The organism is Marivita sp. (assembly GCF_965656765.1).
Taxonomy (GTDB): domain Bacteria; phylum Pseudomonadota; class Alphaproteobacteria; order Rhodobacterales; family Rhodobacteraceae; genus Marivita.
This window is the reverse complement of sequence record NZ_CBFHLV010000037.1, coordinates 1-14,480: the sequence shown is the minus strand read 5'-3', so window position 1 is coordinate 14,480 and position 14,480 is coordinate 1. Positions and strand designations below refer to the sequence as shown.

The following is a 14,480-nucleotide window of genomic DNA, read 5'->3' as shown; positions in this document are numbered from 1 at the left end:
GCATCGGGCGCGGGATCAAAGATCAGTCTTGTTCCGCTGCAACAGGTTGGCGTTCCGGCATCGGATCACGCGGAGGGCGTCCGATCACGTCACGCAGTTCATCAAGTTCGATGAAGTTGTCCGCCTGACGCCGCAGTTCGTCAGCGATCATCGGCGGCTGGCTACGGATGGTCGAAACCACCGAAACACGCACGCCTTTGCGTTGCAGGCTTTCCACCAGCGGCCGGAAGTCACCGTCGCCGGAGAACAGCACGATATGGTCAACGTGGTCCGCAAGCTCCATGGCATCGACAGTCAGTTCGATATCCATATTACCTTTGACCTTACGGCGACCCTGGCTGTCGGTATATTCTTTGGCCGGTTTCGTCCGCATGTTGAAACCATTGTAGTGCAGCCAATCCACGAGCGGGCGGATCGGTGAATACTCGTCATTTTCAAGAAGCGCTGTGTAGTAAAAGGCGCGCAACAACTTGCCGCGACGCACAAATTCCTGACGCAACAGTTTGTAGTCGATATCAAAGCCAAGAGACTTTGCTGCAGCGTATAGATTGGAACCATCAATAAACAGCGCCAAACGCTCGTCTTTGTAGAACATGAATTGAGCCTTTCAAAATATAGTCGCGCTACGGCCGACAATCGGGAGTGGTGGTTCCGACGTCGTATGGCCAAGGCGCGACGCGTGATTTAATGATTTGAACTAGTATCGCAAGGTGTCATTTCCGATCACTCTCTCATATATGAAAACTTTATGAACGACTTTTTGATAGCTTTGGGCGCTAATTTACCCTCAGGCGGACGTCCGCCGATTGAAACGCTGAAAGCGGCAATAGACGCGATTCATCATAAAAATATAGAGATTACGGCAGTCAGTACGTTTTACCAGACGCCTTGCTTCCCGCCCGGGGCGGGCCCAGACTACGTAAATGCCGCAGCCCATCTAAAGTGTGACCTGCTGCCCAAAGATATCCTGGCACAACTTCATGAAATCGAAGCCAAGTTTGGGCGCGAACGGATAGCGCGCTGGGGTATGAGGACGCTTGACCTCGACCTGATCGCCTGCGGCGATACCGTTTTGCCTGATCATGAAACACATAGAAAATGGCTACAGCTTTCGCATGAAAAACAGAGAGTTGCCTCGCCAACTGAGCTGATTTTACCGCACCCCAGATTGCAGGATCGCGCATTTGTCCTTGTACCCCTAAGGGATATTGCCGCAGACTGGCGCCATCCCGTTTTGGGCAAAACCGTCGAAGATATGTGCAATGCGCTCTCACCAGAGGCACTGGCAGACATAGCTGCACTAGAATTTTGATATCGACTTGTATTCGTCGTGTCAGAGAGATATCTAGCAATCTCTCAAAGGCTGCCCGATGAATTGGAGTTCCCATGGCCCGCGTGACGGTTGAAGATTGCGTTGATAAAGTCCCAAATCGTTTTGAGCTGGTGATGCTTGCAGCGCACCGCGCCCGCGAAGTGTCTGCCGGCGCGGCAATAACGGTAGATCGCGACAACGACAAGAATCCTGTTGTTGCACTGCGCGAGATTGCGGACGAAACTCAATCGGCCGATGAACTTCGTGAGCGTCTGATCGAATCGAACCAGACCCAGATCGAAGTTGATGAGCCGGAAGAAGACGCGATGGCGCTGCTGATGGGTGCAGAACCCGATAAGCCCGCCGAAGATGATCTGTCCGAGGAGAAACTGCTCCGTGCGTTGATGGAAGCGCAAAGTCAGGGCTAAGGCCTGCAGCGATGCGGGCCGCATGAAAATGAGGCGCCGATGATCGCGGCCGAAGACTTAGTTGCGCTTGTTCGCAACTACAATCCAAAAACCAACGAGGCGCTGATCCGCGCAGCCTACGAGTATGGCCGCGAAATGCATGAAGGGCAGTTCCGGCATTCGGGCGAGCCCTATTTTTCGCATCCCGTCGCGGTGGCTGCGATCCTGACAGAGCAGCAGCTTGATGATGCGACGATCATCACTGCATTGCTCCACGACACCATCGAAGACACCAAATCGACCTACTCCGAGGTCGCAACCCACTTTGGCAACGAAGTGGCTATGTTGGTCGATGGGGTCACAAAGCTGACCAATCTTCAGCTCTCAAGCTCTGAGACCAAACAGGCCGAGAATTTTCGCAAGCTGTTCATGGCGATGTCCAAGGACCTGCGGGTGATCCTCGTCAAATTGGCAGACCGTCTGCACAATATGCGCACGATCAAAGCGATGCGCCCCGAAAAGCAGGTCCAGAAAGCGCGTGAGACAATGGACATTTATGCGCCACTTGCAGGCCGTATGGGCATGCAGTGGATGCGAGAAGAACTGGAAGACCTAGCGTTTCGCGTTCTCAACCCCGAAGGCCGCGCCAGTATCATTCGTCGCTTCATCACTCTCCAGAAAGAAACCGGCGACGTGATCCACCGGATCACCGGTGACATGCGACATGAACTCGAAAAAGCCGGGATCGAGGCCGAGGTTTTTGGCCGCGCAAAGAAACCCTATTCGATCTGGCGCAAGATGCAGGAAAAAGAGATTGGGTTCTCTCGATTGTCCGACATCTATGGCTTTCGCATCATCACCCGGTCAAAGGCTGACTGCTATGCCACGCTTGGCGTAATCCACCAGCGCTGGCGCGCCATTCCCGGCCGGTTCAAGGATTATATCTCTGAGCCGAAATCCAATGGCTACCGGTCGATCCACACCACAGTTTCAGGCCGTGATGGCAAACGCGTCGAGGTACAGATTCGCACACGCCAGATGCATGATGTCGCGGAAACTGGCGTGGCTGCGCATTGGTCATACCGCGATGGCGTCCGTAGCGAAAACCCGTTTGCGGTCGACCCCGCCAAATGGGTCGCCTCGTTGACTGAACAGTTCGTTGGTGAAGACGACCACGAGGATTTCCTCGAGGCGGTAAAACTGGAAATGTACCCCGACAAGGTGTTCTGCTTTACGCCGAAAGGCGATGTCGTGAAACTGCCGCGCGGGGCGACGCCGCTTGATTTCGCCTATGCAATCCACACCCGAATCGGCTCGGGCTGCGTTGGAGCCAAGGTGGATGGCATCCGCGTTCCACTCTGGACCCGGCTCAAAAACGGACAATCCGTCGATATCGTCACCGCCGAGGGCCAAAGCCCACAAGCGACGTGGCTCGACATTGCGACGACCGGCAAAGCCAAATCTGCGATTCGCCGCGAACTGCGCGAGGCTGGCCGCGAACGATTTGCGCAGTTGGGGCGTGAACTGGCACGATCGGCCTTTGAGAATGTCGGCAAGAAAGCCAGCGACAAAGTGCTGGAAATGGCTGCCCGCAACCTACGGATTTCCGACGCTCAGGAATTGCTGGCACGTTTGGGCAGTGCCGAAATGTCAGCGCGCGAAGCCGTCGCAGCGGTTTATCCCGACCTTGCCCCCGAGCCGATGGAATTCATCGAGATGCAGCGCGCAGTGATCGGTCTTGATCATGGTCAGGCATTTGATCGTGCGCCGTGTTGTCAGCCCCTTCCCGGTGAACGGATTGTCGGGATCGTGCAGCGTGGCAAGGGTGTGACTGTCCATTCGATCGACTGCGGTGCCTTGGCTGCATTCGAAGAGCAACCCTCGCGTTGGCTGGATCTGCATTGGGAGTCAGGGAACCATCCCCCCGTATATGCCGTTTCCCTAGAGCTAACGATTGGGAACGATGCAGGCGTACTGGGACGGATTTGCACATTGATCGGCGAGAAAAAGGCCAATATCTCGGACTTGATTTTTGCGGATCGCAAACCCGATTTTTACAAACTTCTTCTAGACATCGACCTCAGTGATGCAAACCATCTACACGCGGTCATGTCGGCGCTTGAGGCAGAAAGTGATGTTGCGTCTGTGGTTCGGCGGCGAGATCCCGCATTGTCGATGCAAGCGGCTGCGGCCGAATAGGAAAACCGAAGGGACGCGAGTTGGTATTCAAACGGCGGGACAGGCGGTCAATTGTGACCACCCTCCGTGAGGCGCTGTGGCCGCGCGGCGGATGGACACGTGCGGCTCGGTACGTCCAACATCGCCTAAACCGATTGCCCGACCCACCGGAACGCATCGCGCGTGGTATCTTTGCTGGTGTGCTGACCACATTCACACCCTTCTACGGCATGCACTTTGTGACGGCAGCCATCATCGCTTGGGTCATGCGCGGAAACCTTTTGGCAGCCTTGCTGTCGACCTTCTTTGGCAACCCGCTGACATATGTCCCAATAAGTGTCGCATCGCTGCAAACCGGCTACTGGCTTTTGGGGTTGGGCGAGATTCGCCATTCACACGGCAGCATTGGCTACAAATTCGCAAAAGCGGGCGAAGACCTGTGGCTCAACTTTGTAGCAATGTTCACTGACGCCACCGCCAACTGGGAAAGCCTTAAGATATTCTATGACGAGGTGTTCTTTCCTTGGCTGATCGGCGGGATCCTTCCGGGGATTTTCTGTGGCCTCGTCTGCTACTATCTGTCCGTCCCACTCATCCGTGCTTATCAGAACCGTCGCAAGGGCGTGCTTAAGGCGAAATTGGCATCGCTAAAGAAAAAGAAGAAACAGGCTGACGATGGACACGCAGCGGACTAGGTTCAGCCTCAATCATGGAGGCGAGAATGACTGACAATGCGGGCCGCTTGCGGCTGGGTGTGAACATCGACCACGTGGCAACCCTGCGCAACGCGCGTGGAGGAGATTTGCCTGACCCTGTGCGAGCCGCACAAATGGCCGAAGAAGCGGGTGCTGACGGGATTACCGCACACCTTCGCGAAGACCGCCGACACATCATCGACAGCGATATCGACCGTCTGATGGACACGTTGCGCGTGCCCCTGAATTTTGAAATGGCAGCCACTGAAGAAATGCAAGAGATCGCGTTGCGGCACAAACCACACGCGGTTTGCATCGTACCGGAAAAGCGCGAGGAACGCACAACCGAGGGCGGGCTAGAGGTCGCGCGCAAGGAAAACAAACTTGCCGGTTATGTCGCCCCGTTGCTGGAGGCAGGATGCCGCGTGTCGATCTTCATCGCAGCCGATGAACGCCAGATCACCGCGGCCCACAGAATTGGCGCGCAGGTCATTGAACTGCATACAGGCGCTTATTGCGATGCCCATGCCGAGGGCCGTTTCGAAGATCGTGATCGCGAGCTTGAGATGATGCGCGAAATGTCGACTTACGCCCATTCACTGGGGCTTGAGGTCCACGCAGGTCACGGTCTCAACTATGAAACCGTTGCCCCGGTCGCAGCTTTTCCCGAGGTCATGGAATTGAATATCGGACACTTCCTGATTGGCGAATCCGTCTTTCGCGGTCTGACCCCGGCTATCGAAGAGATGCGCCGCCTGATGGACGCAGCACGGGCCTGACGCAAAGACATGGCGCGCCCTGTTCTGACCGTTTTGGCACTACTGATTGCAGTTGTTTCGATCTTTGTCCTCGAAACCGCGCGGTATGGCGTGTCCTATTCTGAAAGAGTCATAGGCCAAACACCGGTTACAACCCTCGCTCGGGCAGACTCCGATGGTCCTGAGGTGGTGATCGCGCACGGCTTTGCCGGGTCACGTGAGATGATGCAGGGATATGGCCTTATGCTTGCTCAGGCTGGATACCGGGTGCACCTTTTTGACTTTGAAGGACACGGTGCGCACCCCGTCCCAATGTCAGGCGATGTGAACAGCATTGATGGCACAACACGCAAATTGATGGCCCAGACCCAAGCCGTCATCGACGCAGTCGCCGGTAATGATCCCGTCGCTTTGCTTGGGCATTCTATGGCGACCGACGTGCTGATCCGCGTTGCGGTCGAGACGGAAACCGGACCGTTGGTTTTGCTATCCGCGTTTTCACAGGCGGTGACGGCGACCCAACCCGCAAACATGCTCCTGATCTCAGGTCAGTGGGAACCACACTTGCGTGACTTCGGCGTCAAGGCTGTTCAGATGGTAGACCCAAAAGCCGGGGAAGGCCAAACAGTGCGCACCGACACTGTGACCCGTGCCGCGATCTATGCCCCTTGGACCGAACACGTCGCTATACTTCAGTCACGAGCGGGTCGCGCGGCGGCGCTTGAATGGCTCAACGCCTACTATGACCGCACGACGACGGCATCAGTCCCACCAACAGGCTGGGCGTTTTTAGCCTTAATGGCCGCGATCACCATCCTGTCGGCAGCTTTGGCGCGGTTGGCTTTGCCGGAACAGTCTCTTCCCTCCAGCCACCAACCTGCATTTGGGCGCTTTGCACTCACGCTCGCGGTCCCAGCCATTGCCACACCGTTTCTGGCAATCCCGTTGGATTTCGGTGTCCTGCCAGTCTTGGTCGCCGATTACCTTGCGATCCATCTGGGCATCTTCGGGCTGCTCAGTCTCGGAATGCAACGGCTTTTATGGGGACGTTTGTCGCTGGGCTGGACAGGCGCCCGTGCGATGGTGGTATCGGTTATTCTCTTGCTGCTATGGGGGATTGGAGTTTTTGGATTTGCGCTCGACCGCTACGGCGCAAACTTCTTTCCGATCCAAGAACGACTTCCGATTATAGCTGCCCTGATCATTGGTGCTGTTCCATTCATGGTGGCAGATGCACAACTGGTGTGGAAAGCCTCCCTCTGGCGGCGCATCGCAGCGCGGGTTGCTTTGCTTGTCTCCTTAGGCATCGCGGTGGCGCTTGATCTTGAGGGATTGTTCTTTTTATTGATCATTGCACCGGTAATCGTTCTCTTTTTCTTCGTGCACGGTGCAATGGGCCGCGCCTTTGGCAAACGTGCCGGGCCATTGGCTGCGGGCCTGGCTCTGGGCACCATACTAGCGTGGGCCCTTGGTGTCAGCTTTCCCATGTTCGCAGCAACCGGAGGTGGCGCATGATCATCGGAATCGGAACCGATCTGGCCAATATCGACCGCATTGCAGGCACGCTAGAACGCTTTGGCGACCGCTTCCGCAACCGGGTGTTCACCGAGATCGAGCAACGCAAAGCCGAACGCAGGCGCGATGTTGCTGGCACCTACGCCAAGCGGTGGGCCGCCAAAGAAGCATGCTCCAAAGCCCTTGGCACAGGGTTGCGGATGGGGATCGCGTGGAAGGATATGTCGGTGCGCAACCTGCAGACCGGACAGCCGGTCATGGAGGTCACGGGATGGGCGAAAAAGCGGTTGGAAGACCTGACGCCACCGGGTCATGAGGCAATCATTCATGTCACCCTGACCGATGACCACCCGTGGGCGCAAGCAACCGTGTTGATCGAGGCCCGCCCCAAGTAACGCGCCGTTGGCTTGACACCCGCGCCGCCCCCGCTCATGTAGCGCGGGACAGTCGATCAAAAGGCAGGAACATGGCGTCTGAATCCAAGAAAAGCGGCGGGATCGTCGAGACGATCAAAACCATCGTCTATGCGCTTTTGATTGCAGGGGTCTTTCGGACTCTGTTTTTCCAGCCCTTCTGGATCCCGTCGGGGTCAATGAAAGACACGTTGCTGATCGGCGATTTTTTGTTCGTCAACAAGATGTCCTACGGCTACTCCTACGCGTCTTGCCCATCGCTCTACCTGCCGAATTTCGGCATTGATGTGGATGCAACCGACCTGTGTGGCTGGGCTGATGGCGACAATAGCCGCCTGTTCGGATCCGAGCCTGAGCGTGGCAATGTAGCCGTGTTCCGCCATCCTGTGACAGGGCGCGATTTCATCAAACGGGTGATTGGCCTGCCCGGTGACGAAGTGCAGATGATCCGTGGTGTTCTCCATATCAACGGCGACAGCGTGCAACTGGAACCGCAGCCCGCATTTGAGGAAACGGCATCGCCCCAAGGCCCTCAAGGTTTGCGCCCGCGCTGCGCTAACGGCCCGGTTGGCACTGGCGGCACTTGCGTTAAAGATCGGTTTCTTGAAACATTGCCCAATGGCACAACCCATTCAATCCTGAACATTGGCAACCAAGGTTCTGACAACACTCCGGTCTATACGGTTCCCGAAGGTCATTACTTTATGATGGGCGACAACCGCGACAATTCTTCCGATAGCCGTGTGCCCAGCGTTGCGGGTGGTGTCGGGTTTGTTCCATTTGAAAATCTCGTGGGTAAAGCGAACCGCGTGATGTTTTCGTCCGCAGGATCATCAATGCTCTTCTTCTGGACATGGCGCGGCGACCGATTTTTCGAGAAGATCGAGTAGTGAAACTCTCGGCTGACCTGCAGGCGCTCTCGAAGCGTTTGGGGCATCGGTTCGAGAGCCCCGAATTGCTGGTGCGCGCAGTGACGCATTCGTCACGCGCAGGCGTCAATCGAGAAGACAATCAGCGCCTTGAATTCTTGGGTGACCGCGTGCTGGGACTTGTCATGGCCGAGGCGCTCTTGGCCGGGGACAAAGCTGCATCCGAAGGTCAGCTCGCACCACGGTTCAATGCGCTGGTGCGCAAGGAAGCCTGCGCGGACGTCGCCCGCGAGATAGATTTGGGCGCAGCTTTGAAGCTTGGACGGTCAGAAATGCTGTCCGGCGGACGGCGCAAACAAGCGCTTTTGGGCGACGCTATGGAAGCGGTCATTGCAGCAGTTTATCTGGATGCGGGCTTTGACGCCGCCAAAGACTTGGTTCTGCGCCTTTGGGGCAACCGGATCGGATCGGTCGAGGATGATGCGCGCGATGCGAAAACCGCGCTTCAAGAATGGGCACAGGCCCGCGCAATGCCGCCACCGGCCTATGTCGAACTGTCCCGCGATGGCCCAGATCACGCGCCGATGTTTGTAATCGAAGTGCGATTGGAAGATGGGCAATCCGCCAAGGCAAAAGCCGGATCAAAACGACAGGCCGAGCAAGCCTCAGCCAAGGCACTTTTGGCAGTTGTTGAAATGGACCCATCTTGACCGACAACCTTCGCGGCAGCCTGTTCATGGTACTGGCCATGTTGGGCTTCGCGATCGAAGACGCGTTCTTCAAGGCAGCAACCGGAACAGGCGATGTATCCGCTGGTGTCGGGACAATGCTGTTCGGGGGCTTCGGAACATGCTTTTTCGTACTCTACGCGGTTTGGACCAGGGAACCCTTAGTCACCCGAGCCTACGTCGAAGGCCCGTTGCTGGTCCGGTCGGCGTTCGAGGTACTGGGCCGCCTATTTTTTGCACTTAGCCTCGCGTTTGCACCATTGTCGACCACGTCAGCCATCCTGCAGGCCGCGCCACTGATGGTCACTTTGGGGGCCGCGCTTGTCCTCAAAGAACAGGTCGGGATGCGCCGCTGGATTGCTATGTCCATCGGGTTCGTCGGAGTCTTGTTGATTTTGCGTCCAACCCCATCGGGCTTTGATGCGACCGCGATATTTGCTGTTCTGGGTATGATTGGCTTTGCTGGACGCGATCTGATGACCCGCGCCAGCCCACCCGAAGTGTCGGCCACGCAACTGGGCATACTGGGCTTTTTGATGGTGTTTATCGCAGGTGTTGTTATCACGATTTTTGAGAGTGCACCGCTGTCTGCACCCAGCCTAACTGCGCTGACGATGCTTATGGGAACGGGTCTTGCCGGGCTCGTAGGGTACAGTGCCCTGACCAAAGCGATGCGCACCGGAGAAGTGTCGGTTGTGGCCCCGTTCCGATATTCGCGCCTTTTGATCGCTTTGGTGTTCGCTTACCTGATTTTCGGCGAACGCCCTGATGCGCTGACATTAATCGGTGCAACCTTGATTGTGGGCAGCGGGGTCTACACTTTGGTGCGTAGCGGGCGCAAAGTCGGGGCTGGCTCTGCACCACGATCTGGCGTATGACGCCGGACTTCTGGATATGGATGTTGCTATGACCACGCGCGCCGGTTTCGTCGCTTTGATCGGAGAGCCCAATGCGGGCAAATCTACGCTGACCAATCAAATGGTCGGCGCTAAGGTGTCGATCGTCACCCACAAGGTGCAAACCACCCGCGCACGTATCCGTGGCGTCGCCATGGAAGGTAACGCGCAGATCGTTCTGGTGGATACGCCGGGCCTTTTCAAACCGCGCCGCCGCCTTGACCGTGCGATGGTTGCTGCCGCCTGGAGCGGTGCATCAGACGCAGATATCGTTGTGCTGTTGATCGAAGCGCATCGCGGTATCACTGAGGGCGTGGAGGCGATCCTTGAGAATCTTGCTGAGGTCGCAGGCAAACGCCCTGTTGCACTTGCCATCAACAAGATCGACCGGGTCGAAGCGCAGCACCTTCTGAAGCTGTCGCACGACATGAACGAGAAATTCGCATTTACCGAGACATTCATGATTTCGGCGGAAAAAGGTCATGGCGTGAAAGCTATGCGCAAGTGGCTGGCGGAAGAGCTTCCCGAAAGCCCGTGGCTCTATCCCGAAGATCAGATCGCCGATCTGCCCTTGCGCATGATCGCGTCTGAGATGACCCGCGAGAAACTGACCCTGCGTCTGCATCAGGAATTGCCGTACCAGCTGACGGTTGAGACAGAAAGCTGGGAAGAACGCGACGACGGATCAGCCCGGATTGATCAGATTATCTATGTTGTGCGCGATGGCCACAAAGGTATCGTTCTTGGAAACAAGGGCGAGACGATCAAAGCCATCAGCAAGGCCGCCCGCGAAGAGCTAGAAGAATTCTTGGGCCGCCGCATCCATCTGTTTATGCAGGTGAAAGTTCGCGAGAAGTGGCTGGACGAGGCCGAGCGCTATTCCGAGATGGGCCTGGACTTTAAGGACGGCAATGGCTGAGGCCCGACTGGCAAGCGGTTTCTGGGTGCAGGCCTATCTGCGCCGCCTATCCCTTTTCGATATCCCTGCCTTTGTAACCGCGCACGGTGACGACACAGCCGGGGCGATCCTGATCAAACTCAACACTCTGGATGGTCAGGCCAAAGCGTTTGTTCAGCAGTACGATCTATTGACCGGAGACCGCGCATGGCAGGTTCTGGCGGATGGGTCAGAAACAGACGTAGACACCAGCATTGCCAAACAACGCAGCTTTGACAGTGATCTTTGGGTGATCGAAGTCGAGGATCGCGCTGGTCGGCATCTACTGGATGAAGACGGGCTGTCGGGCTAACCTCACCCCATGGATTGGCGAGACACAGGCATCCTTCTGAGCAGCCGCCGCCATGGCGAGAGTTCGATGATCATCGACGTGTTCACTCCCGAACGGGGGCGCCACGCGGGGGTGGTGCGCGGGGGAGCATCGCGCAAAGTTGCCCCGATCCTGCAACCCGGGGCGCAGCTTGATCTGGCATGGCGCGCCCGGCTTGAGGATCATTTGGGCAGCTTCACCGCGGAGCTTCAACGCTCGCGTGCTGCCATTGCGATGCAGAACAGAACAACCTTGGCCGGGCTGAACGCGACACTCGCGCTTTTGGCATTTGTCCTTCCCGAACGCGAACCGCATCCCGTGCTTTATGCCCACACACAGAACCTTCTTGACCTGCTGGACCAAACCGATCTTTGGCCGCTGGCATATTTACGCTGGGAAACTGCGCTGCTGGACGATCTCGGTTACGGGCTCGACCTTGGGCATTGCGCCGTCACCGGGTCCACGGACGACTTGGTCTATGTCTCACCCAAGTCGGGACGCGCCGTGTCGGCAAAAGGTGCAGGCGACTGGGCGGACCGGCTATTGTCCCTGCCAGACGCATTGCGTGATGGCGGCGCAACGGAAAACACGGATATTGCAACAGCTTTGAGCCTTACGGGTTACTTCCTCGAACACAAACTGGCCGCTGAACAGGTCGGCAAACCTCTACCCGACGCACGGGCGCGTTATGTTGATATGCTCAATCGTGCGCCCCGTGCCGCAAACCCGCCAAGTTAATCAGCGGCAAAACACTCCAAGCAGGCGAAGTTATGAAAACACCAAAACGCCGCCTTTTCAGTTTCACATAGGCACGGTAGGTAAAGCATATGACGATGACGGTGCCAAATATCCTGACTGTGCTGCGCCTCTTGGCTGCGCCGGGAGTGGCGCTGATGTTCCTCTATTTCTCTCGTCCTGCCGCAGATTGGTTCGCCCTCATCCTATTCGTGTCAGCCGCTGTCACGGACTGGTTCGATGGCTATCTTGCCCGCGCCTGGAAACAGGAAAGCAAGCTTGGTGCAATGCTCGATCCGATTGCCGACAAGGCGATGGTGGTGATCGCGCTTATGGTGATTGTCGGCTATTCGTCCATGTCACCTTGGCTGGTTCTACCCGCGACATTCATCCTGTTCCGCGAAGTCTTTGTGTCGGGCCTACGTGAATTCTTGGGTGATACGGCCGGCACGCTCAAGGTAACGCCGCTGGCAAAATGGAAGACGACCCTACAGATGGTCGCAATCGCAGTTCTCTTCGCCCAAGGTGTGTTCGAACACTATCTCGGTATGTCCGCCATGGGCATGAGCTCTGAGATATTCCAAGGTGTCATGACAGGCGATATTGAAGACTTGCACGGTCTTTGGTGGAAACACGCTGGTATGGTTTGGACGGGTAACGCAGGCATCATCCTGCTGTGGATTGCCGCCTTCCTGACCCTGATCACCGGGTGGGATTACTTCCGCAAGGCCACCCCGTTTTTGAAGGATTGATCGGATGAACGTCTTGTATTTCGCGTGGGTCCGCGAACGGATTGGACTGCCCAAGGAAACCGTCACGACAGAGGCCGAAACCGTGGCGGATTTGGTGACGGAACTGCGGGCGCGCGAGGATCGGTACGATCTTGCCTTTTCAGACCTCAGTGCATTGCGCGTGGCCGTTGATCAGGAGCTCACCGATTTTGACGCGTCGATCAAGGGCGCGCGCGAAGTGGCGTTCTTCCCGCCGATGACGGGCGGCTAATGCGGATCGTCGTTCAGGACACCCCGTTCGATTTCGGGGCCGAGGCCGAAGCCTTCGCCAATGGCCGCCACGATATGGGGGCCGTCGTCACGTTTACGGGCGTGGTCCGGGATTTCGGCAATGGCGGGTTGGATGCGATGGAGATTGAACACTATCCCGGCATGACCCAGAAAGCGCTTGAGGCCATCGCCGCCGAAGCGGTCACGCGGTGGTCCTTGGGAGATGTTTTGGTGATCCACCGCCACGGGCGAATGGAACCGGGCGAGAAGATCATGATGGTCGCCACCGCAGCCCCCCACCGAAAGGACGCGTTTGAGGCAGCCGAGTATCTGATGGACTACCTCAAATCCCGCGCGCCGTTCTGGAAGAAGGAACACGCGACCACGGGTGAGACCAACTGGGTCGCCGCAAAAGACGAGGACGAAGACGCGCTGACACGGTGGTAGCTTGTTTGAGGGCCGGATCGGTCATATGATTTGACCAATCAAACCAATTGCGAGCATCATGCCCTTTCAACCCGTCACGCCGGAAAAACTGTCGACCACGGTCACACGCCAGATTGAAAAGCTGATCCTGCAAGGCATCCTGCGCCCCGGCGAACGCTTGCCTTCGGAACGAGAGCTGTCTGAGCGCTTGGCTGTGTCCCGCCCCTCATTGCGCGAAGCGATTTCTGATCTGTCCGACCGGGGCCTCCTGACCAGCCGCGCGGGTGCCGGGGTCTATGTGGCGGATGTGCTGGGGTCGGCGTTTTCGGACGCTTTGATCCAGTTGTTCGCAAACCACGACGAAGCGGTGTTCGATTACCTGTCCTTCCGCCGCGACATGGAAGGGCTTGCGGCGGAACGCGCAGCGCGCTTGGCGTCGGACACGGATTTGGCCGTGATAGGCGCGGTCTTCGCCCGCATGGAAGCGGCCCACGCCAAACGCGACCCATCCGACGAGGCGGCGCTGGACGCGGAGTTTCACCTGTCCATCATCGAGGCCAGCCACAACGTGATCATGCTGCATATGATGCGGTCAATGTACCAGTTGCTGCGAGAGGGCGTGTTCTACAACCGCCAGATCATGTTCCGCCAGAAGACCACGCGGAGTGTGCTGCTGGATCAGCACCGGGCGATCAACCTCGCCCTGCAGGCGCGCGACCCGGAGGGTGCCCGGCAGGCGGTGGTGGATCACTTGGGGTATGTCGAGGCGTGTCTGGCGGACAACCGCAAGGCCGAGGCGCATGAGGCGGTGGCCCGGCAGAGGTTGGAGCATGTTGGGGGGAAGGGGTAGCAGTCGAACATGATGGAATTTGACAAAGATGGCTTCAAATTCGACCTCGAAACCCAGAGATTCATCAAAAACCGTTGGGAAACAGATGAAGGTGCGGCAGTTCTAGAAGAGATCGTTGAAGGCATAAAATTTTCCACAGAAATCAGAGGCATACTTGATCGCTATATTCTCGATCATGCAGAGAACTACGACCCTTACGGACATCCGATTTATCCACGAAGCGAGATGAAAGAAGGAGCCTTCTGGGTGTTATCGCAAGACGACTTGCGCGGCATAGCAGTATATAATGAGAATTTTGAAGGCTCGCGTAGCCTTGAAAAGAAGGCCCTATCTTACGCACGCTTTTTCGGGTGCTGACCTGCCCCCCGAAACTTCCCTCAGTTTAATGTAGAGTTTGCTCAACCTTTGAAGGAGCAAACAAATGCGACA

Annotated in this window: 19 protein-coding genes; 18 read left to right on the top strand and 1 reads right to left on the bottom strand. The window is 57.0% G+C overall.

Annotation, left to right across the window (positions count from 1 at the left end; genetic code table 11):
• Positions 1–22: 22 nt before the first annotated feature.
• Entirely contained in the window at positions 23–595 is a 573-nt protein-coding gene (locus ACTG4M_RS11040; RefSeq protein WP_439123713.1) for a LabA-like NYN domain-containing protein, read from the bottom strand.
• A gap of 153 nt (positions 596–748) precedes the next feature.
• Here ACTG4M_RS11040 and folK point away from each other — a divergent pair, with 153 nt between their 5' ends.
• From folK to ACTG4M_RS10950, 18 genes are all read left to right on the top strand, one after another.
• Positions 749–1,312 (top strand): 2-amino-4-hydroxy-6-hydroxymethyldihydropteridine diphosphokinase, encoded by a 564-nt coding sequence (gene folK, locus ACTG4M_RS11035; protein ID WP_439123712.1) that lies wholly within the window; start codon positions 749–751, stop codon positions 1,310–1,312.
• 74 nt (positions 1,313–1,386) lie between these two features.
• Positions 1,387–1,740, top strand: coding sequence for a DNA-directed RNA polymerase subunit omega (rpoZ, locus tag ACTG4M_RS11030; RefSeq protein WP_347200423.1), 354 nt, complete (start codon positions 1,387–1,389; stop codon positions 1,738–1,740).
• A gap of 39 nt (positions 1,741–1,779) precedes the next feature.
• The gene (locus ACTG4M_RS11025; protein WP_439123711.1) at positions 1,780–3,918 is read left to right on the top strand and encodes a RelA/SpoT family protein; all 2,139 of its coding nucleotides are present in this window, start codon (positions 1,780–1,782) and stop codon (positions 3,916–3,918) included.
• Positions 3,919–3,938: 20 nt separating this feature from the next.
• Positions 3,939–4,592, top strand: coding sequence for a DUF2062 domain-containing protein (locus ACTG4M_RS11020; protein ID WP_439123710.1), 654 nt, complete (start codon positions 3,939–3,941; stop codon positions 4,590–4,592).
• 26 nt (positions 4,593–4,618) lie between these two features.
• Positions 4,619–5,371: a pyridoxine 5'-phosphate synthase gene (locus ACTG4M_RS11015; RefSeq protein WP_439123709.1), complete on the top strand. Its 753-nt coding sequence runs from the start codon at positions 4,619–4,621 to the stop codon at positions 5,369–5,371.
• 9 nt (positions 5,372–5,380) lie between these two features.
• Entirely contained in the window at positions 5,381–6,865 is a 1,485-nt protein-coding gene (locus ACTG4M_RS11010) for an alpha/beta fold hydrolase (protein ID WP_439123708.1), read from the top strand.
• Positions 6,862–7,260 (top strand): holo-ACP synthase, encoded by a 399-nt coding sequence (gene acpS / locus ACTG4M_RS11005; RefSeq protein WP_439123707.1) that lies wholly within the window; start codon positions 6,862–6,864, stop codon positions 7,258–7,260. The genes ACTG4M_RS11010 and acpS overlap by 4 nt, the downstream gene beginning before the upstream one ends.
• Before the next feature lie 71 nt (positions 7,261–7,331).
• The gene (lepB, locus tag ACTG4M_RS11000; RefSeq protein WP_439123706.1) at positions 7,332–8,168 is read left to right on the top strand and encodes a signal peptidase I; all 837 of its coding nucleotides are present in this window, start codon (positions 7,332–7,334) and stop codon (positions 8,166–8,168) included.
• Positions 8,168–8,857 (top strand): ribonuclease III, encoded by a 690-nt coding sequence (gene rnc, locus ACTG4M_RS10995; protein ID WP_439123705.1) that lies wholly within the window; start codon positions 8,168–8,170, stop codon positions 8,855–8,857. Before lepB ends, rnc begins: the two co-directional genes overlap by 1 nt.
• Entirely contained in the window at positions 8,854–9,753 is a 900-nt protein-coding gene (locus ACTG4M_RS10990; protein WP_439123704.1) for a DMT family transporter, read from the top strand. The genes rnc and ACTG4M_RS10990 overlap by 4 nt, the downstream gene beginning before the upstream one ends.
• Before the next feature lie 28 nt (positions 9,754–9,781).
• Positions 9,782–10,690, top strand: coding sequence for a GTPase Era (gene era, locus ACTG4M_RS10985; protein ID WP_439123703.1), 909 nt, complete (start codon positions 9,782–9,784; stop codon positions 10,688–10,690).
• Positions 10,683–11,021 carry a DUF1491 family protein gene (locus ACTG4M_RS10980; RefSeq protein WP_439123702.1) on the top strand — a complete coding sequence of 113 codons (339 nt, stop codon included), beginning with the start codon at positions 10,683–10,685 and terminating at the stop codon, positions 11,019–11,021. Before era ends, ACTG4M_RS10980 begins: the two co-directional genes overlap by 8 nt.
• A gap of 9 nt (positions 11,022–11,030) precedes the next feature.
• Positions 11,031–11,777: a DNA repair protein RecO gene (gene recO / locus ACTG4M_RS10975; protein WP_439123701.1), complete on the top strand. Its 747-nt coding sequence runs from the start codon at positions 11,031–11,033 to the stop codon at positions 11,775–11,777.
• Between the two features lie 89 nt (positions 11,778–11,866).
• Positions 11,867–12,526, top strand: a complete 660-nt coding sequence (gene pgsA, locus ACTG4M_RS10970) for a CDP-diacylglycerol--glycerol-3-phosphate 3-phosphatidyltransferase (RefSeq protein ID WP_439123700.1) — start codon at positions 11,867–11,869, stop codon at positions 12,524–12,526.
• Positions 12,527–12,530: 4 nt separating this feature from the next.
• Positions 12,531–12,776 carry a molybdopterin converting factor subunit 1 gene (gene moaD / locus ACTG4M_RS10965; protein ID WP_439123699.1) on the top strand — a complete coding sequence of 82 codons (246 nt, stop codon included), beginning with the start codon at positions 12,531–12,533 and terminating at the stop codon, positions 12,774–12,776.
• On the top strand, positions 12,776–13,222 hold the full coding sequence (locus ACTG4M_RS10960; protein WP_439123698.1) for a molybdenum cofactor biosynthesis protein MoaE: 447 nt from the start codon (positions 12,776–12,778) through the stop codon (positions 13,220–13,222). The genes moaD and ACTG4M_RS10960 overlap by 1 nt, the downstream gene beginning before the upstream one ends.
• A 58-nt stretch (positions 13,223–13,280) precedes the next feature.
• Positions 13,281–14,051 carry an FCD domain-containing protein gene (locus tag ACTG4M_RS10955; RefSeq protein ID WP_439123697.1) on the top strand — a complete coding sequence of 257 codons (771 nt, stop codon included), beginning with the start codon at positions 13,281–13,283 and terminating at the stop codon, positions 14,049–14,051.
• A gap of 9 nt (positions 14,052–14,060) precedes the next feature.
• Complete coding sequence (locus ACTG4M_RS10950) at positions 14,061–14,408, top strand: hypothetical protein (RefSeq protein ID WP_439123696.1); 348 nt, start codon at positions 14,061–14,063, stop codon at positions 14,406–14,408.
• Positions 14,409–14,480 lie beyond the last annotated feature (72 nt).